Genomic DNA, 18395 nt, shown 5'->3' on the forward strand with positions numbered 1-18395 from the left:
GCGTTCTCCGTCTTACGACAGTTCCAGGGCCGGCGACTCGATGCCGCGCGCCTGGTCGATCTTCTCGGCCACCTTGAAGGCCGCTTCCAGTTCGGTGCAGCCGTAGTGCTGCATGAGCTGGTAGCGCTCGGCCTTCTCTTCGGGTTCGGTCTGCGCCAACGCCAAGTACAGGCTGGGCGGCACGGCGCGGAACAGCACTTCCATGCTCTTGGAGAGGATGACGCCCTCGGTGAATTTCCCCGCCTCCTTGCGCGCAGAAAGCATCAGCGCTTTCTGCGCGGGTGAGAGTTCGCGGAAGCGTGCGATCTTCTCGACCTCATCGGGCGGCATCGACAGGCAGATCCACCACTCAATCATGTTGAGCATGGGCTCCGCGGCACGCGGCAGATCGTCGATATTTTGTGTAGCCAGCCAGAACCAGGCCCCTAGCTTGCGCCACATTTTTGTAATTTTTACGACGTAGGGCGCGAGTAGCGGGTTCTTCGTGATGATGTGGCCTTCGTCGGTCACATTGATGATCGGACGGCCCAGGTACTGGTCGCGCTCGGCGATGTTGTTCACCGTGCTGATCAGGCTGATGTAGGCGATGGAGAGCTGCGCGTTGTAGCCCTCCCGAGCATAGGTCGCGAGATCCACCAGGGTGATATCGGCCTCGGGCCACGGCGTGCCATCGCGATCGAACATCTCGCCGTCCGTGCCTTGGCAGAACATGTCCATCGCGTCCGCCATCTCCAGCAGCCGCACGCGCCGCATCTCGGGCAGCGTCGGGTCCTGGCCGCGCGTGCGCAGCGCGTTGCGCACGTCGCGCGTGAGCACCGTGCGTTTCTCGGCCACGCAGTGCTCGGCGGCATCGAGGATGCACTGGCGGATCAGCGAGCGATCGGCCCGCGTCATCCGAGCTTCTTCCTTGTCCTCGCCGCCTGTGATCATCAGCCGTGCCGTGATCTCCAGTTCACCCAGCACGTCGCGCTGCTCGTCCTCCTCCATGACCGAGGAATCGGCTGGCAATTCATCATCCAGTGCATCGGCATCAAGCGTCTGCACGTTGCTGGGCGTTTCGATCAGCCGGCGAGCGTCGGCGAACGGCGCCAGGCTGATGCCTGAGCCAGGAGCCAGCTTGACTCGGTTTACGGTCAGACCCAGGCGCTTGGCGAAGTCGCTGAACAAACCGAAGCTGTTGCCGGCTTCCACGATGAACAGCCGCGGCCGGTAGATGGCCGTGACCTGATTCAAGAGGTTGTTGAGCGTTGCGCTCTTGCCCGAGCCGGTGGGGCCGAATAGGAACAGATGGGCGTTCATCTGCCTGTCCAAGCGGTTCAGCGGATCAAACGTGATCGGCCCGCCACCGCGGTTGAAGAACGTGTTGCCCGGATGGCCCGTACCCTGGCTGCGACCCCACGCCGGCGAGAGATTCGCCACATGCTGGGCGAACATCAGTTGGGTGAACCAGTTCCGCCGATCCTGCGCAGGGTTGTAGCAGCACGGTAGCCAGCGCAGGTAGCTGTTGAGCGGCGCGACTTCATCGTCCTCGCGCACGGGCTGCAACCCCGCGTTGAGCATCACGTTGGCGAGGTCCAGGCCGCGCCTGTCAAGCTCGGCTTCGTCGCGTCCGCGCAGATAGAAGGCCAGCGTGCCGCGGTAGAGCTTGTGCGCGCTGCCGATGAGCGAGCGCGCCTCCTGCACATCCTTGAGCGTCTGCTCCGATGCCAGTGTTTCGCCGACAGCCTTCTTCGCCAGGTGATTCAGGTGCGATTCGAGGATGTCCTGGGGCGTCGCCACCATGGTCAGACACATCGTGGTGTCTTCGGGCATCTGATCGAAAAGCGTGTTGATCGCATCGCCCTTGCGGGTTTCGCCAGTCAGGTGTCCCGTACCGGGCGGCATGCGTAGTCGGTCGGTGACCAGCACACGGTGCGGCATGCCGTCGAAGTACCAGGTGCCGTGCCCGGCATCGGAGCGAGGCTGACCGAAGAACAGCCGTTGGCTGAAATCCCGACCACTCGCCAGCTCGATCTCGCCTTCCTCCACCTCGTCGGGATAGCGGGCCAGCGCATAGAAGCGCTCTCGATCCTCAGCGCTTGGTCCGAGCATCGTTGGCCGTGGGTTGAACCACCGCAGCAACCAGTCGTGAACATCGGCCGCGACCATGCGCCGGGCCTGGATGCCGGCGTTCGCCAGGCCGCCGCAAAGGCGATCGCAGACGATGTTCAGCATTTGCTCGGGTGTCTGGCCACGGCGGTTCGCCTGACCGGTGGCCCGGCGATAGACCACCATGCGCACGCGCCGCGTCTGGCCGCGCCAGCGCAACCGCGTGACCACCGTGTCCTCGAACAGGCCGCCGGGCTTGGCCACCGCGCGCAGGTGGTGGCCGAAGAAGCGAAGATAGAACTCGGTGAAGGCCGTGCCGCGAGCGCGCGGCTGCACGTAGTTGCGCAGGGTCTGCATGTACTGGTCGAAGCTGGGTTCGTCTTGGGCGTAGAGCTGGAGCACCCAGGGGTTCTCGTCCAGCTCATCGAACGAATCCTGGAGCGCGTTTTCGAGCGCGTCGCGGGCATGCGCGAGCCAGCCAGGCTCCCGACCTTCGGTGCCCAGCGGGACCAGCTCGTAGAAGGCTGCGACCGATTGCCCGTCCTCCAGCAGCATGGACTTCGACGGCGGCAGGAACTCCACCCACGGCAGCAGCTCCGCGAACGACTGCGCGACGTCGTACAGCGCCTGCTCGTCCGCCACGGTCGCCGGCTTGCGGCCCTGGATCGTCGCTCCGGGTTCGGCGATGCCGGCCTGGCGCAACGCCTCGACGTGGCGCTGCCAGCCGTCCGGCTGCTCGTCATTGCCACCATCGGATGCAGCCAGCTTCGGCCAAGGGAGTTTCCAGCGCATCAGTAGTCCTCCACGCGCTCGCCCGGCATGGCGTACTGCACGCGCTGGTACAGGGGGAAGACTGTCGTGTAGCCCGGAACCGGCACGGGGTCGGTACCCGCCAGGTGCGGGTACACATACATGACAAGGTCGGGGTTCGGCAGGCGGTGGAACTGGCGATAAACCTCGTTTCGCGCCGTGCGCGTGTAGCGCATCTGTTCGGCGGGTGCGGCCTCCACGTCGGCCTCGGTCAGCGGCCGGCGCAGGCTCTGGCGTGCATCGAGCAATTGCCTGCGCGCCACCTGGCCGGCGCCACCGCTGCCGTCGCCGGCGTTCTGCTGCCAGATGTCCATCATCGTGCTGTCGCCGTGCGGGAGCAGCTTTTCCTTGCTGGTGGCACAGCCGCCGAGCACCGCGACGGCGAGGGCCAGCGCCAGGCCCTTATTCAAGTTCGAGAGCATGGCTTTCTCCTGCGCGGTGATCGACCTTGCGGCCTTCGGGATCGAAGTCGATGGCAAGCGGCTTTTCGAGGTGGACGGCGACCTTCGCGCCGGGCTGGACATAGACGGCGGCGAACGCCTGGCCGTATAGCTTGTTCACCCAGTCGGCCATGTCGCGCACGCCACCGGCCAGGATGCGGCCCACGGCTTCATTGCCCGAGATGCCGACGCTGCCGATGGAGCCGTCGGCGCCGACGTAGGACATCTGGCCGCTGTCGCTGTCGATCAGCGAGGCGACGCCGGCACCGGCGGCGGTAATCAGGGCTTGCGAGCCAAGGTACTGCTGGGCGTTGCTGCGACGCTCCCCGCTGACGCAGGGAATGCCGTATGGGTCGCTGATCCAGCCCAGGCCTCCACTTTGAGAGTTCTGCTGCTGGTTGTTCTGCTGGTTGCCGTCGCGGTCTTCGGGGATGGTGCGGATCGTGCCGTCGTGGAAGACGAAGGTGATGCTGCGTACCTGGCCGCGCACGCACGAGAGCGTCCAGTCGCCCGATGCGGTGCCGCTGAACACGGCACCGGCCACGTCGGGAATGTCGATGCCATTGGCGGTCAGGTTGTCCGATCCGACCAACACCTTGAAGGGGTACGGATCGTTGACGGTTCCGTCGATCGGCACGCGGCCGATCAGCGCCGTCATCGCCACCGACCCCATCAGCGTCGAATTGGTCGGTACGGTATAGACCGCCTTGGCGCTCTTCACGCCTGCGGCGCGTGCGCCCGCGTTCGCCACGGTTTCCGCCGTGGTTTCCAACGTGCTCTGCGCGGGGCCGAAGCTCGTCGGGAAGCTCATGCCGCTACCCGTGCCACGACTGCTGTTGCGCCCCTCGACTTTCCTCGCATCGTCGGGTTCGACCCAGCGCACGCCGCCTTCCATGCCGGCCTCGTCGCCGTCACGCAGCCCCAGACCCACCGGCAGGTCGGCATGGCCGCCGCCACGTCCGCCGATACTGTCCAGGCGCCGTTGCAGGTCGGCAAGTAGCCCTTCGGTCTGCTGGCGTGCGCTGGCTGCCTGCTCTTGGTCGCGACGCAGGTTGGTGCGCTCGGAGTCGAGGGCCGAATTGATGCGCTGGTCAATGGAGTTCTCGCGCTGGCGCAGTCGCTGGTTCTCTTCGCGCTGGGATTTGTTGTCCGAGAGCGCGGTCTGAAGCTCGGTGCGCAACTGCTTCACTTGGGCAACGAGCGTCGCCACGGTGTCGCGCGGGGTATCGCCCTCGATGCCCAGCGCCTTCATTTCCGCTGGAGTGAGCTTGGCGCCGGCGTCCGCGGTCGGTGGTGCCGAAGTGCTGCCACCCGAGAACAGCCGGATGGCGACGAACAGCACCAGCACGGCAACCGGGATCATCAGCCACTTCAGGAGTCCATTACTGCGCATGGCGGACCTCCTTGCGGTCGGTGCCATCCTGGGAACTGGCTTCCGATTGCGGGAGATGCACGGCCGGGTCGAAGCGGTTGACCGCTGGTAGCAGCGATTGCGCCAGGCCACGCCCGCGCGTCACCAGGTACAGGACAGTCGTGTCCTCGGGCGTCCCACGCGGGCCGAGTGCTTCGTGCTGGAAGGTGGCGGTGAGGAAATCGCCCTGCAGCACACGCGGGTCGAGGGTGATCCAGCCGCTGCTGCTGTTGGTCAGTCGCACGGCAGTGACCCACTGGTCTTCCAGACGCCACGACGCGAGCGCGACCGCGCGCACGGGCTGCGTCGGCATCAGCGTGCCGAGGTCTAGGTCACGGCGCAGGTTCACCCGCATGATGCCGGGCAGCGGCTCCACGGTGCGCAGCGGGGCGTAGAGGTTCTGCGCGGCGAAGCGCGTCAGGACAACCGGCACCGGGGTTTCGCGCCGCGCCGCCCTCGCGCCTGCGTGGTCCTGGGCGCGCGCCGTGGCCTCGTCGGCATCGCCGGGCTGATCGCCATAGCGCCCCGGGGTGCTGTTGCCCTCGACGATGCGCACCGGCTCCAGCTCGGCTTCCCCGTCCTTCGCTGGCTCGGCCGCAATGTCCAGCAGGATCAGCGCGCCCGTGTCGGCGTCCTGCAATTGCAGCCGCGTGGGCTCGATCGGCTCGCTGGCGCGCAGGTACACCGCGCCGCCCGCGCTCTGCACCCGCAGGCGCTCGCCCACGCCCGCGGGCACGCCCACGCGGACGTTGCGGTCGATAAACACGATGCGCTCCTGGCCGACCTTCAGCGGCACCGCCAGCGGCATGCGTTCCCAGCGCAGGATCTCCACCGCCTGAACAGCGGGAGCCGCGGCCACTGCCAACAGCCCCAGCAAAGTGAGTACAGGATGCTTCATGGGATTTCTCCTTGAGGCGCTTGCGGAGACAGGCCGCCAGACGCCGGGCGCGTCGGCTCCGGCGTGCTGATGCGCTGGGGTGCGCCCTCATAGCAGTCGAGCGCCAGGCCGAACGGGTTGCGGGCAGGATCGACGTCCACCCGCGTGACCTTCACGGGATAGCGCACCAGAGCGCGCTTGACTTGCTCGGCGCCGTAGTACTCGTCGGCGGTGATGTCCAGCGTCACTACCCAGTCGCGGTCGGAAACCACGCGCACGCGGGCCGTGGGGTCGTCGCCGTAGCCGCGGCCGGGGATTTCGTAGATGCCGCGCACGCGCTGGCGCAGCTCGCCCGTGCTGCGGCGGTAGTCGTAGTCTGCGCGCAGGAAGGCCTGGCAGGACGGGGTGAGGTACGGCGAGAGCGTGTGGAGGTTGCGCGCGTAGTCCTCTTCGCCATTCGTCGGCCAGCGGTTGAGCGTCTGGAACACGTAGAACGTGAACGCATAGACCGATTCGGGCGGCACTTCCCACCACTTCCTGGTACTGCCGGAGCGCAGGTCAGGCGGGACGTGGATGGTCAGATCGCGCGGAGCGCTCCACCAGCCGCCACCCATGACCAGGGCGACGATGACCAGGGCACCAGCCCCCAGGCGAAGCGTCTTGATGTGCGCCTGAAGGTGGGTGATCTCGTTCTTGAAGCGGCTCATCGCGCGCTCCTTCGGGTGGTCCAGAAGCCGGAACGCGAGATCAGCACATGGCCGCCCACCCAGCCCGCCATCAGTGGATGACGTGTCGCAATGCGCCATTGCAGTTGCCGATACAGCCAGGTGTCGGGACGCCCGCGCTTGAGGCGGCGAAGAATGCCGCCGCCGATGAACACGCCCAGGGCCACGCCCAGGACGACGAACGTGGGAGCTAGCGCGATCGTGCGGAACACCCACGACAGCGGCGCGCCGACCAGCAGGCCGGCGGCGCCGGACAAGCCGCAGCAGATCCACAGCTCGTCGGCGGTGAGGCCGCGCACGACAACGGGATGGCGGTTGAGCCGGTGCGGAAGGAACGTCACGGTCCCATCCGCACGGACGTGCTGCTGCTCGGACATACCAGCCTCGTTTACAGGATGCCGGTGGCTTCGGTGAGCAGCCAGATGCCGATCACGAGCAGGACGGCGCCGATGGCGACCGTGAGGCCGAACTGGCCCCACGTCTTGCGGCCGGTGTGGATTTCCGCGTAGGTCCCGTAGGCGTGGTAGCAGACGCCGATGAACATCGACGCCACGACCAGGAGGGCCACGAGCATGATGATGTCGTAGCCGTAGTTCCTGATCGTTTCCATGATGCCGTTGCCCGTGCCGCGGGTCGGGTTCTCCAACTGCGGCAGACCCTGCGCGAACGACAGCGCAGGCAGCGCAGCGGCACCCAGGGCCACGGCGGCGCGCTGGGCAAGACGGGAAGTGAGGATGCGGTTTTGCATGGTCATGCCTTTCAGGTCAGGAGAGGAGGAAGAAAGTCAGGACGAGGTACATCGCGACGAATCGGATGCAGACGCCGAGGAACTGGCGTTGGTTGAGGCGGCTCTCGGACCACCCCACGTAGGCCGTTCGCATGGCCCAGACGCCCCAGACGAGCAGGACCGCGAACACGACGCCGACCAGGACGGTCGCCATCGCTGAAGGTGCGATGCCGCTGTTGGCTTGAAATGCCGAGACCTGGGCGCCGTTCATGGCTTGGCCTCTGCGGTCGTCGGCTGTGATGGCGGGACGACCCGTTCCGTGCGGTAGTCGCCGGCCAGTTCGGAGGGGTCGCGCGGCTGGGCGCGCGACGGGGTGAGATGGGCCTGGATGCCGGCGCGCACGCGCGCCAGGTCAGCCAGCAGCCTCGGGTAGTCGAAGTGGTAGCGCTCGCCCGGTGTGACTGAGGTCTGCGTGGCGCTGTGCGCGACAGTGCGCTCCAGCGCGTCGAGCTGGCGCAACGCAGCGGCCAGTTCCTGGCGTTGTGCCGGAGACTCGGCCAGCGCCATCGAGGACTGGCCCAGCACAAGGGCCGTCACGAGAAAAGTGGGCACGCCGCGATGCGCGGCGCGCAGCCAGATCGGAGCCAACATCGCGCCATTCCTGTGTGATCAGCAATGGCTAGATCGTGGAGAGCAGGGCTGTTTCAGGCCGCAAACAATAGGAACCCAGCCGTGCCCGGATTGATGCGCCGATCCGAGTGGCATGCCTCGATGCGTAGATGCCCGCTGGCGGCCTTCACGCAAATTCGTGGTTATCAGAATTCGGCGGGCTATGTCATTGCTTGCAGTCAGGCCAACAAATTGGCCTGCGGGCTATCCGGCTGCAATGGTTATGGCGACAACAGGCAGTATCGCGAGCCGTCCTCGACAAAGCCCAGCGGCGCCGTCAGCACACCGCTGTCGAGGTCGTCGCGCACCAGATGCCACGGGCCGATGGCCACGCCCAGGCCGGCCACGGCCGCCTGCAAGCTGAAATAGAAGTGCTCGAAGGTCAGCCCTGGCGCGTCCGGCACGGGCTGGCCTCGGGCCACCACCCATTCCGACGACCATGCGCCCGGCCGGGTGCGCGAATGCAGGCGCGGCGCGCCGGCCTTGAGCGCGGCGCTGGCCTTGTTCATGGAGAACCAGGTCGCCACCTTGTCCGGTCGGCAGACCGGGCCGACCTTTTCCGCGAATAGGGGTTCGGCGTGGTAGCCCTCGGGCCAGGGGAAGTAGTCGCGGCGGATGGCTAGGTCGATGCCGCTGGCGAAGGAGAACGGCCCGCCGCCGGCGACCAGATGCACGTCGATCCCTGGATGCCGGGCCTGGAAGTCCGGCCAGCGCGGGATCAGCCAGCGCATCAGCAGTGTCGGCTCGCACGACAGCACCCAGCGCCGGCCCTGGCGGGCGCTGGCGCGCAGCTCGCCGACGGCCTGGCGCATCAGATCCAGCCCGTTGCCCACGGCCCGCGCTAGGGTGCGGCCGGCATCGGTCAGGAACACGCGCCGGCTGCGCCGCTCGAACAGGGCCACGCCCAGCTCGTCTTCGAGCAGGCGGACGGCGCGGCTGACCGCGCCGTGGGTCAGGTGCAGTTCGTTGGCCGCGTGGCTGAAGTTCTCCAGCCGCGCCGCTGCCTCGAAGCAGCGCAGCGCGGCGGGTTTCCTCGCCATCATGACTGAAACCATGCCTGCCGGGCTGCTGCCGCAGATCAGTCATGGCCTGGGTGTCTCCGAAGCCCTGGCCGGGCAACTGGTGACGCTGTATGCCCTGGGTTCGGTGCTGGCGGCCATCCCGGTCATCGCCGCCACACGCGGATGGAATCGCCGCCCGCTGTTCCTGATGGCGATTGGCGGCCTCCTGGTGTTCAACACCATCACGGCCCTGTCCGCCCATTACGGTTTGACGCTGGCCGCGCGCTTCGTCGCGGGCATGGCCGCTGGCGTGGTGTGGGGACTGCTGGCCGGCTATGCCCGACGGCTGGTGCCGCCCCGTTTGCAGGGTCGGGCGCTGGCAGTTGCGGGTGTCGGGCAACCCATCGCGCTGGCGATCGGCGTTCCGTTGGGAACGTGGCTGGGCACGCTGTTCGACTGGCGTGGCGTGTTCTGGATCATGTCGGCGCTGTCGTTGCTGCTGTCCGCGTGGGTGCGGCTGGCGGTGCCGGATTTTGCCGGCCAGTCTGCCGGGCAGCGGTTGCCCATTCGGCGCGTCTTCACGATGCCGGGCATCCGCCCGGTGCAGCTGGTGCTGTTCGGCGTGGCATCCATTGCTGGGATCTGGTTCACCGGCCTGCTGGTGGATCGCTGTCTGCGCGCACTTACCCTGTCGAGTCTTGCCGTGTTCGCCGCCGCTGCGTTGGTGCTCGGGTTCTCGGGCGGTTCTGCCGTCGCGGTTCTGATTGGTGTTGCAGCCTGGGGCCTGACCTTTGGCGGTGCGCCCACCTTGCTGCAAACGGCGCTGGCCGACAACGCGGGCGAAGCGGCGGACGTGGCGCAGTCCATGCTGGTGACGGTCTTCAACCTGGCGGTCGCGGGGGGCGGCGTGGTCGGCGGCATCTTGCTGGAGCGCCAAGGGGCGGCCTCGCTACCGTGGGCTCTGGCCGCGCTGGCGTTGCTGGCTCTGGCCGTGGCGTGGTCAGCCAGGATGCATGCCTTCCGGCCCGGCCATCGGATCGCGGCGGGCTGACGGGAGGCTTCCATGTGCCAGGCGGCGTTGCACGCATGGTTGAGGGCTGCCGTTGCGGTAGCCTGGCGGGATGGCCGTTAGATGATCTGGCGACAACCTCAGTCACCGATCCCACGGCGCATCGCGCCAGCGTTCCAGCAGGAAATCACTGAATGCCGTCAGCCGCCGCGGCACGGGTTCGCGCCGCGCCCGCACGATGCTGATCTTCGAGGGTGCAGCTTCCCACTCAGGCAGCACGCGCACCAACCGCCCGTCGCGCAGTTCTTCGTGAATGTCCCAGGTCTCGCGCAGCGAGATGCCCAGCCCGGCCAGGCACCACGCATGCAGCACGTCACCACTGTCGCTGCACAGCGTGCCGCCGACGGTGACGGGTTTCTCGCGGCGGCCTTTGCGCAGCGGCCAGGTGTTTTGCAGCAAGCCCGGATAGGCGAATACCAGGCAGTTGTGCCGCGCCAAATCTTCCGGTGTTTCAGGGTTTCCCTGCGCTTTCAGGTAGGCCGGAGACGCAGCCAGGACGCGCCGGTTACTGGCCACGCGCCGCGCCACCAGCCGCGAGTCGGCCAGCTCGCCCATGCGGATCGCCAAGTCCAGGTCGCCGCCATACAGATCCTGCACCTGGTCGGACAGGCGCAGGTCGAATCCGACACGGGGATGCAGGCGGCAGAAGTCATGAATCGCCGGGGCCACGAACTTGCGGCCGAAGGGCGTGGGGGCAGTCAGGCGGACGATGCCATTCAGTTCCCGGCTGCCGCCGGTCGCCAGTTCCTGCACTTCATCCAGCACGCCCAGCGCCACGCGCGCGCGCTCGGCGATGGCGCGGCCTTCGTCGGTGATGCGCAGGTTTCGGGTGTTGCGCTCGAACAGCGTGGTGCCCAGCGCCTGTTCCAGCCGGGCGATCTGCTTGCTCACTGTCTTGGGCGCCAGGTGCAGGTCGCGCGCGGCGGCGGAGAAGCTCTGGCGCTCCACCACATGCACGAACACCGCCAGGTCATCGAGGTTGCGCAAGGCCATTTGGGTCGTTTCGTAGAAAGTGTTTGTCTATTTTGGTCATTTAAAGGATATACCGAATCCGCGAGACTGACACTCTTTGTCCCCCATGCTGCCGTCGCCATGCTCCCTTTGGAGGTGCGCCCCGCAGCGCATCCCGACAGGAGTTTCAGATGAACCAGCGCATTCTTTTCGTCCTCACCAGCCACGACCGCAAGGGGCCGGCTGATGCCGCCGACGCGGCACCCAGCGGCTTTTACTTGTCGGAAGTGACGCATCCGCACGCGGTGCTGGCCGCAGCCGGCTACACGGTCGATTTCGTCAGCCCCAAGGGCGGCGCCACGCACGTCGATGGCCTCGATCTAGACGATCCGGTCAATGCCGCGTTCTGGAACGATGCAACCCTGCGCAGCGCCACCGAAACCACGCTGGCGCCGGCACAGGTCGATGCCGACGCCTATGCCGCGATCTTCTATGCCGGCGGCCACGCGACGATGTGGGACTTCCCCGGCAGCACCGAGCTGGCCGCGATTGCCGCACGCATCTACGAGCGTGGCGGCATCGTTGCAGCGGTCTGCCACGGCCCGGCCGGGCTGGTGAACCTCAAGCTGTCCGATGGCCGCTATCTGGTCGAAGGTAAAGACGTGTCGGCCTTCACCAACGACGAGGAGCGCGCGGTCGGCCTGTACGACACCGTGCCGTTCCTGCTGGCCGATGCCTTGCAGGAACGCGGTGCCCGCCACGTGCCCGCGCCGAACTTCCAGGCGCAGGTGGTGGTGAGCGAACGGCTGGTCACGGGCCAGAACCCCGCTTCGGCCAAGGGCGTGGCCGAGGCGATGCTGCCCCTGCTGGCAGCAGGACGGGCCTGAACCATGAACGAGCGCATGCCCTTCGTCATCTATGTCTTCGCGCTCTGCGCGTTTGCCCTGGGCTTCACCGAGTTCGTCACCATCGGCCTGGTGTCCACCATTTCCTCTGACCTGCATGCCAGTGTCAGCCAGGTCGGCACGGCGGTCACGGCCTATGCGCTGGGCGCGGTGATCGGCGCACCCGGCCTGACGGCGCTAGCCACGCGCTGGCCGCGCAAGCGGCTGCTGCTGGTGGCGATGGCGCTGTTCACGCTGGGCAACGCGGTGGTCAGCCTGTCCGATGCGCTGACGCCCATGCTGATTGCCCGCTTCGCCTCGGGGCTGGGGCATGGCGTGTTCCTGGCCGTGGCGTCCAGCGTCGCCACCCAACTGGCGGGACGGCATCGTGCCGGTGCGGCGGTGGCGGTGGTGTTCGGCGGCCTGACGTTGGCCCTGGCGCTGGGTGTGCCGCTGGGCACCTACCTGGGCAGCGTGTTGAGCTGGCAGGTCATCTTCATGGCCGTGGCCGCGAGCGGCGCTATCGGCTTCCTGGGCCTGCTGGCGCTGATGCCGACGGATCGCAACGATGGCTCGGCGCAGGCCAATGCGATGGATGGCCTGAAAGCCATGTTCAACCCGCGCCTGCTGGCCGGGGCCGGCATCACCGTGCTGGCCTATGCGGGGTCGTTCGCGCTTTACACCTACATCTCGCCCATTCTGTTGCAGGTCACGCACGTCACCGAGAGCACGGCCAGCCTGTTGATGCTGGGCTATGGCGTGATGGCGGCCATCGGCAACGTGTGGGGCGGACGGCTCACCGACCGCAAGGGGGCGGATGCAGCCGTGATGACCGTGCTGGTCGGCCTGACGGTGGTGCTGCTGGCGATCTGGCTGTCGGCATCATCCCTGCCGCTGATGGTGTTGTTGACCGGCGTGCTGGGCGCGCTGACCTATGCGGCAGTGCCGGCCTTGCAGGCGCGGGTGATCGGCCTGTCGCACCTGCATGCGCCGCAGGCACCGGCGGTCGCCGCCGGGCTGAACATCGCTGGTTTCAATGGCGGTATCGCGCTGGGTTCGCTGCTGGGCGGCGCCAGCCTGGAGGCGATGGGCCTGACCAGCACGGCGTGGGTCGGCGCTGTTGCCGTGGGGTTGGGGATCGTCTGGATGTTGTGGCAGATGCGGCGCCCCGCCTTCCTGGCCGCAAGGCTTCAAGGGTAGGTGCGTCATGGAGCTACGGCATCTGCGCTGCTTCCTGGCTGTTGCCGAAGAACTCCACTTCGCACGCGCGGCGGAGAAGCTGCATGTCGAGCAGTTGCCGCCGTTCCGATCAGCGATCAGATGCACTACCTTCCTGCTGCCGCGCATAGACCACCAGCCGCAGGTGCCGGTCTTCGTCAACGGTCAGCGAGGTGTGCTCGAACGGCTCGGCCTGACCCTCGACCACCAACTGGCGTACCCCGTTGCAGGGCGCATGCACGTCATGCGTCCGCCACCACGCCTTGAACTCCGGCGACACCCGTTCCAGCTCGTCCACCAGCTTGTGAATGTCGGCTTCCTGCGTGGCGCGGGCGAAGTCGCGGCGGAAGCTGGAGAGCATCAGCGGGGCTTGTGCTTCCCATTCGTGGAAACAGGCACGCAGGGTGGAATCGGTGAACAGCAGCCAGAGCAGGTTGCGCCGCTCAGGCGTATGCGTGTCGAAGCCGAACAGCGCATCGGCCGGCGCGTTGAAGCCCAGCACGTCCCAACGCAGGTTGAGCACGAAGGCCGGGTGCGACAGGTCGTGCATCAGGCGCCGCACCAGTGGCGGCAGCACGCACCACGTCTTGCCCGGCTCGGCGGGCGGTCGTTCGTGGGCCAGCAGGAACAGGTGGCGGCGCTCGGCGGCATCCAGTTTCAGCACCCGCGCCAAGTTGTCCAGAAAGGTGGCCGACACGCCAATGTCGCGCCCCTGTTCCAGCCATGTGTACCAAGTCAGGCCGACCCCGGCGAGCGCGGCGACTTCCTCGCGCCGCAGCCCTGGCGTGCGGCGGCGGCCACCGCTGGGCAGGCCCAGGTCGGCAGGCGACAGGCGCTCGCGGTGCGCGCGCAGGAAGGCCGCCAGATCGGCGCGGGTTCGCTCCAGGGTTCGCATGGCTTATCTCATTGCTTTCAGTAATAGCATAAATGGTTAAATTGTAATTGTTTAAAAGGAATTTGAGAATGATCGCGTCTTTACCCTGGATACGCAAGATGAACTCGAATTCCTGCCTTGCGACGCCGCCTGCGCGCGCCGTCAGCGGCCCGCCGTGGCTCGGTTTGTCCGTGCTGCTGCTGGCCGGTTTCGTCACGATCTTTGACCTGTTCGTGGTCAACGTCGCCATTCCCAGCATGCAGGCCGGGCTGGGCGCGAGCTTCGCGCAGATCGGCTTCATCGTGGCCGGCTACGAGCTGGCTTTTGGCGTGCTGCTGATTACCGGAGGGCGGCTGGGCGACCTGTTCGGGCGACGGCGCCTGTTCGTCGTCGGCATGGCGGGCTTCACGCTGGCCTCGGCCTTGTGCGGGCTGGCGCCCAGCGCCGGCTTCCTGATCGGCGCGCGGGTGTTGCAGGGGCTGGCCGCCGCCTTGCTGTTCCCCCAGGTCTATGCGTCCATCCGCGTCAACTTCGACGGCGACGACAGCCGCCATGCTTTCGGCCTGCTGGGGATGACGCTGGGCCTGGCCGCCATCGCCGGGCAGGTGCTGGGCGGCTGGCTGGTGCATGCCGACCTGTTCGGGCTGGGCTGGCGCAGCATCTTTCTCATCAACGTGCCCATCGGGCTGTTCGCGATCGCGTCGGCGCGCCACATCCCCGAATCCCGCGCACCGCAGCGCCCGGCACTGGACTGGACGGGCGTGGCACTGGTCAGCGCCGGGCTGGCGTTACTGCTGGTGCCGCTGATCGAGGGGCCGGGCCAAGGCTGGCCGGCCTGGAGCGTGGGATCGCTGGGTGTGGCGGCGGCGCTGCTTGCGCTGTTCTACCGGCAGCAGGAACAACGGCGTATGGCGGGCGGCTTGCCACTGGTGGACATGCGCCTGCTGGCCCAGCGCCGCTTCGCGCTGGGCGCGGTGCTGGTGCTGCTGGTCTATTCCACGTCCAGTTCCTTCTTCCTCTGCTTCGCTCTGTTGGTACAGACCGGACTGGGGCTTGACCCCTTCGCAGCGGGCAGCATCTTCGCGCCGTGCAGCGCGGGCTTCGTGATGGCATCGCTGGCCGCACCGCGGCTGGTGGCGCGCTGGGGAGCGCGGGCCATCGTCGCGGGTGCGCTGGTCTATGCGGCTTCCATCGGGCTATTGATTGCACAGGTGCAGATCGCGGGCGCGGTGCTGGTGCCCGCGCGGCTGATTCCCGTGTTGGTCGTGGTAGGCGCGGGTCAGGGTTTCATCATGACCCCGCTGCTGAATCTGGTGCTTGGTTTTGTCGATGAAGCGCAGGCCGGCATGGCGTCGGGTGTGATCTCGACCGTGCAGCAGGTCGGCGCAGCGTTGGGCGTGGCCGTGGTCGGCATCCTGTTCGCAGCGGCGCTGGCTGCCGATGAAGGCGTGGCCGCACAGGCTGGCCAGTACGCATCGGCCTTTGTGGCCGGCATGCTCTACAACCTGGGCGCGGCCCTGATCGTTTGCGTGCTGTTGCTGATGCTGGCGAGAACGCAGCGGTCTGCGGACTGATAAAGGGAGGCATGCGATGGATTTCCGGCATCCGCGTTACTTTCTGGCCGTTGCCGAGGAATCCCCCTTCGCCCGTGCAGCGGAGAGATGAACGACACCTAGTCCTTTCTGCCATGTACGGTTAGGGAAATGGACGGCCAACTAAAGGTACTTCTTGAAGCTGCCCGCAGTCAGGCTCACGGCCAGTCCCAGCAAGGCGGCGCTCGGCAACAGGATCAGCAATGGATGCACCGAGATCGGCAGTGCCAGGTATGTGATCCACGGCAGCACGGCCAGGGGCATAAGGCTGGCTTTCGCGCGGTGGTAGATGAACCCGGATTCGCGGCCCGCGCCGAACCTGCGCACGTCGCGTCGCACCAGACCATCAATCAGACCGACGAAAGCGGCCGTGAAGATCAGCGGCAGCGTGAGCACCAGGACCAGCAGGCGCACTAGGAAGGTCAGCGTCGTGAAGGCCGCGGCGATCAGGTAGCTTTCGGCCCAGACATAGACTTGGCTGATGTAGTAGCGGAAGTTGCGCGCCTGCTCGTGGCTGGGCGCGCGGACGCGCTCGGCGGTCTGGCTCATGCGCGCCAGCAGCCCGGAGCGAACAAACACCCATTCGTAGCCTGTATCCACCAACTCGTGCGCTGTGCGCCCCGGCTCCTGCACGACCACGCTGCGCGTGAAGTGGCTGGACAGGTGTCCAAGCTCGTACTGCAACATCTGCTGGGAATGGCGCCAGCCCTGGTCCTTCCAGAACAGGTGCATGCCGACGCACTCCACCACGATCGAGAACAGCAGCGAGCCGATCAGCACTCCAAGCAAGCGAAACGGCAAGGTGACGGTGCCGACGATCAGGCCCTGGCGCTGGTTCTGCTCCCGCTGCGCGGTCGATGCGGCGTCCTTCATGGCGCGGCCTCGTCGGCACTGTGGTCGGTGGCGGTGGCCACCGCAGCAGACTCGGCTGGAGCCGCATCATCCAGCAGGTCATCGGGCAAGGCCGCATCCTGCAAGGCCGGGGAACTGGTGAACTCCCACCACTGCGTAGCCTCGCTGTAGCTCTGGCGCATGTACCCCGCCAGTTGTTGCAGGTCCGCCGGCATCACTTCATCCGGGTCTGGTATCGGCAGCGGCATGCGAACCTTCCAAAGCTGGCCGCCCTGCAGCAGCGCGAAGCACTGGCCTTTGGGCAGGCCGACTACGTGCGATGGCTCGATCATCGGCACGCTGGACATGCTGATGCGGTCCTGGGTGTTCGACGTGAAATCCGTCGCGCCGCGGATGTCCGAACTGTCGGTTGCCCCTGAGACGATGGTAGTGGTATAGACCTCGACCTTCGGCAACTGCCGCGTCAGCAGTTCGGCGGTGGCCGTCTCGCGCACGCGCAGCATGAACAGGTTGTTGAAGTTGCCGATCACCTGGCCAGCTTTCGCGCGGTTGCCGATGCGGGCCTCGATGTCCGAGAGGGTCTGCGTGTACGCGGTGACTTGCAGCCCGGCGCCGCCGCCTTTGTTGATAAGCGGCACGAATTCGTCGCCCATGAGTTCATTGAATTCATCCGCATGGACGTTGATCGGCACGCGCGCGCCAGCAGAGGCGTCCGGCAGGCCATCGTCGATCCCGTGCTTGTAGATATGGCCTGCCACCGAAACCAGGTCGGAGAACATGGAGTTCCCGACCGCTGCGGCAACCTCGGCGTCGGACAGCGCGTCCAGTCCCACATAGACGATGGCGCGCTTCCTGATGACTTGCATCCAATCGAAGATCGGGCGCGGGTCGGCCAGGTCGGAATAGTTCGGTGCCAGGAGCTGCGCGATCTTGCCGCTCGTGAGCTTTTCCAACAACGGCAGCAATGACGCGACGATCTTGTCGAAGTAGGTCTTGTCGTACCGAACTGCCGAGCGCAGTCCGTCGAGCACCGGGTCGTAGTTGCGCGCCTGGGAGAGATACTGCTCCAGCGCAACCACGCGCTTCTCGCGCCCTATCATGTTGCGCGGAATGTTCTTCTCGTTGAGCTTGGCCTCGATCTGGACGATCACCTCCCAGGCCTTGGGCTCGGTCTTGGCGAAGTAGTGCTGGGCGTACTCGATAAACAGCGCGTCGATGTTGATGACGTGCCGCTGAATCAGCATGTAGTCCGGGCGCTGTCCCAGTTCCACTAGGGCACGGGCAATGATGTTGACGAAGCGCCACGCGAACTCCCTGAAGGCCGCGCTATTGCCTTCACCGGAGAGTTGCCCTGCGATACGGGTGGCGACTTCCGAGATGCGACCGAATCGGCCCACCGCGTTGTAGCGGGCGCTGATCTCCGGCCAGCCCAAGTGAAAGATGTAAAACTCGCCTTCACGGCCCGCGCGCTTGGCCTCGACATACATGCGCTTCAAGAGGTCCGCATCCCCTTTGGGGTCGATGACGATCACGACTTCGTGCTCGCCGGCAGCGCTCTTGCGGCGGATGTCCTGGGTCACGAACAACTCGGCTAGTCGCGTCTTGCCCACGCGCGTGGTGCCCAGCACCAGTGAGTGCCCGACACGCTCGCCGAGCGGTAGGCTGACGTCCACTTCGTCCGGTTCGATGCCGTGCAGGCGTGGCAGGCCGCCCACAGACGGCAGCGGACGCACCGGGTTGAAAGGCACATCCCAGCCCGTGAGCGTGGACAGCCGGGATAGCGGGAACGGCGCGAACTCCAGCCGCTCCTCCAGTCGCCGTGCCAGCCGGTAGGCAGGCGTCGGCTCGACGTATCGGCGGAACTCCGGCCGGTACGTCTGCATCAGCCTATGGGTGTGTTTTTGTTCCCACAGGAACCCGCGCCCGATGAAAAGCCGCTGCTGGCTGACGGGCACGTCCTTGCTCGTCATCACGTAGCGCGACAGGCGGCGGATGTTGCGTCGGTAGCGAAGGATCACGCGGGCATCGCGGTAGCGGATCGCGCCATAGGCGCCAAACGCCAAGGCGCTGCCGACGCCCATGGCCGGGCTCAGCGCGAGCGACCATGGGGCCACCAGGGACAGAAACGCGGCGCCTGCACACGCTGCGACGGTGTATAGCTCCACCGCTGGGCGTAGCAGAACCTCGACCGGCTGTTTCCCCGACAT

18 protein-coding genes and 1 pseudogene are annotated in these 18395 nt (G+C 66.6%); 5 read left to right on the plus strand and 14 right to left on the minus strand.

What is annotated here, in order from left to right:
- Window positions 1-12 precede the first annotated feature (12 nt).
- From MJ605_RS16200 to MJ605_RS16245, 10 genes are all read right to left on the minus strand, one after another.
- Window positions 13-2880 carry a conjugative transfer ATPase gene (locus tag MJ605_RS16200; RefSeq protein ID WP_023657221.1) on the minus strand — a complete coding sequence of 956 codons (2868 nt, stop codon included), beginning with the start codon at window positions 2878-2880 and terminating at the stop codon, window positions 13-15.
- Window positions 2880-3320 (minus strand): TIGR03751 family conjugal transfer lipoprotein, encoded by a 441-nt coding sequence (locus MJ605_RS16205; RefSeq protein WP_009459662.1) that lies wholly within the window; start codon window positions 3318-3320, stop codon window positions 2880-2882. Before MJ605_RS16205 ends, MJ605_RS16200 begins: the two co-directional genes overlap by 1 nt.
- Window positions 3301-4731, minus strand: coding sequence for a TIGR03752 family integrating conjugative element protein (locus tag MJ605_RS16210; protein ID WP_023657222.1), 1431 nt, complete (start codon window positions 4729-4731; stop codon window positions 3301-3303). The genes MJ605_RS16205 and MJ605_RS16210 overlap by 20 nt, the downstream gene beginning before the upstream one ends.
- A complete protein-coding gene (locus MJ605_RS16215; RefSeq protein WP_023657223.1) occupies window positions 4721-5647 on the minus strand; it encodes a TIGR03749 family integrating conjugative element protein in 927 nt (308 codons plus the stop codon). The genes MJ605_RS16210 and MJ605_RS16215 overlap by 11 nt, the downstream gene beginning before the upstream one ends.
- The gene (locus MJ605_RS16220) at window positions 5644-6333 is read right to left on the minus strand and encodes a PFL_4703 family integrating conjugative element protein (RefSeq protein WP_023657224.1); all 690 of its coding nucleotides are present in this window, start codon (window positions 6331-6333) and stop codon (window positions 5644-5646) included. Before MJ605_RS16220 ends, MJ605_RS16215 begins: the two co-directional genes overlap by 4 nt.
- The gene (locus tag MJ605_RS16225; RefSeq protein ID WP_023103905.1) at window positions 6330-6728 is read right to left on the minus strand and encodes a TIGR03750 family conjugal transfer protein; all 399 of its coding nucleotides are present in this window, start codon (window positions 6726-6728) and stop codon (window positions 6330-6332) included. The genes MJ605_RS16220 and MJ605_RS16225 overlap by 4 nt, the downstream gene beginning before the upstream one ends.
- Before the next feature lie 11 nt (window positions 6729-6739).
- Window positions 6740-7099: a TIGR03745 family integrating conjugative element membrane protein gene (locus MJ605_RS16230; protein ID WP_012248080.1), complete on the minus strand. Its 360-nt coding sequence runs from the start codon at window positions 7097-7099 to the stop codon at window positions 6740-6742.
- 16 nt (window positions 7100-7115) lie between these two features.
- Complete coding sequence (locus MJ605_RS16235; protein ID WP_009459672.1) at window positions 7116-7349, minus strand: TIGR03758 family integrating conjugative element protein; 234 nt, start codon at window positions 7347-7349, stop codon at window positions 7116-7118.
- Entirely contained in the window at window positions 7346-7729 is a 384-nt protein-coding gene (locus tag MJ605_RS16240) for an integrative conjugative element protein, RAQPRD family (protein ID WP_023657226.1), read from the minus strand. Before MJ605_RS16240 ends, MJ605_RS16235 begins: the two co-directional genes overlap by 4 nt.
- A 239-nt stretch (window positions 7730-7968) precedes the next feature.
- Window positions 7969-8790 carry a LysR family transcriptional regulator gene (locus MJ605_RS16245; protein WP_226008419.1) on the minus strand — a complete coding sequence of 274 codons (822 nt, stop codon included), beginning with the start codon at window positions 8788-8790 and terminating at the stop codon, window positions 7969-7971.
- Between MJ605_RS16245 and MJ605_RS16250 the strand changes: the two genes are divergently transcribed.
- Window positions 8789-9799: an MFS transporter gene (locus MJ605_RS16250; protein ID WP_023657228.1), complete on the plus strand. Its 1011-nt coding sequence runs from the start codon at window positions 8789-8791 to the stop codon at window positions 9797-9799. The two genes, MJ605_RS16245 and MJ605_RS16250, sit on opposite strands and share 2 nt — an antisense overlap.
- 102 nt (window positions 9800-9901) lie before the next feature.
- Here the strand turns inward: MJ605_RS16250 and MJ605_RS16255 are convergent, their stop codons facing one another.
- On the minus strand, window positions 9902-10810 hold the full coding sequence (locus tag MJ605_RS16255) for a LysR family transcriptional regulator (protein ID WP_023657229.1): 909 nt from the start codon (window positions 10808-10810) through the stop codon (window positions 9902-9904).
- Window positions 10811-10959: 149 nt separating this feature from the next.
- On the opposite strand from MJ605_RS16255, the gene MJ605_RS16260 reads away from it, so the two are divergent.
- The 3 genes and pseudogenes from MJ605_RS16260 to MJ605_RS16270 all read left to right on the plus strand — a co-directional run.
- Window positions 10960-11655: a type 1 glutamine amidotransferase domain-containing protein gene (locus MJ605_RS16260; RefSeq protein WP_023657230.1), complete on the plus strand. Its 696-nt coding sequence runs from the start codon at window positions 10960-10962 to the stop codon at window positions 11653-11655.
- Window positions 11656-11658: 3 nt separating this feature from the next.
- The gene (locus MJ605_RS16265) at window positions 11659-12852 is read left to right on the plus strand and encodes an MFS transporter (protein ID WP_023657231.1); all 1194 of its coding nucleotides are present in this window, start codon (window positions 11659-11661) and stop codon (window positions 12850-12852) included.
- 7 nt (window positions 12853-12859) lie between these two features.
- Window positions 12860-12964, plus strand: a pseudogene (locus MJ605_RS16270) (LysR family transcriptional regulator); the annotation flags it as partial.
- Here MJ605_RS16270 and MJ605_RS16275 read toward each other — a convergent pair.
- Window positions 12962-13765 (minus strand): helix-turn-helix transcriptional regulator, encoded by an 804-nt coding sequence (locus MJ605_RS16275; RefSeq protein WP_023657232.1) that lies wholly within the window; start codon window positions 13763-13765, stop codon window positions 12962-12964. The pseudogene MJ605_RS16270 and the gene MJ605_RS16275 overlap by 3 nt on opposite strands.
- A 98-nt stretch (window positions 13766-13863) precedes the next feature.
- Between MJ605_RS16275 and MJ605_RS16280 the strand changes: the two genes are divergently transcribed.
- Window positions 13864-15318: an MFS transporter gene (locus MJ605_RS16280; RefSeq protein ID WP_033894827.1), complete on the plus strand. Its 1455-nt coding sequence runs from the start codon at window positions 13864-13866 to the stop codon at window positions 15316-15318.
- 141 nt (window positions 15319-15459) lie between these two features.
- On the opposite strand, the gene MJ605_RS16285 is transcribed toward MJ605_RS16280, so the two are convergent.
- Together MJ605_RS16285 and traD are read right to left on the minus strand one after the other, a co-directional pair.
- Complete coding sequence (locus MJ605_RS16285) at window positions 15460-16209, minus strand: TIGR03747 family integrating conjugative element membrane protein (protein ID WP_023093439.1); 750 nt, start codon at window positions 16207-16209, stop codon at window positions 15460-15462.
- Window positions 16206-18395: a type IV conjugative transfer system coupling protein TraD gene (gene traD / locus MJ605_RS16290; protein ID WP_023657234.1), complete on the minus strand. Its 2190-nt coding sequence runs from the start codon at window positions 18393-18395 to the stop codon at window positions 16206-16208. The genes MJ605_RS16285 and traD overlap by 4 nt, the downstream gene beginning before the upstream one ends.

It is taken from the genome of Dyella sedimenti, from assembly GCF_022760995.1.
GTDB classification, from domain to species: domain Bacteria; phylum Pseudomonadota; class Gammaproteobacteria; order Xanthomonadales; family Rhodanobacteraceae; genus Dyella; species Dyella sedimenti.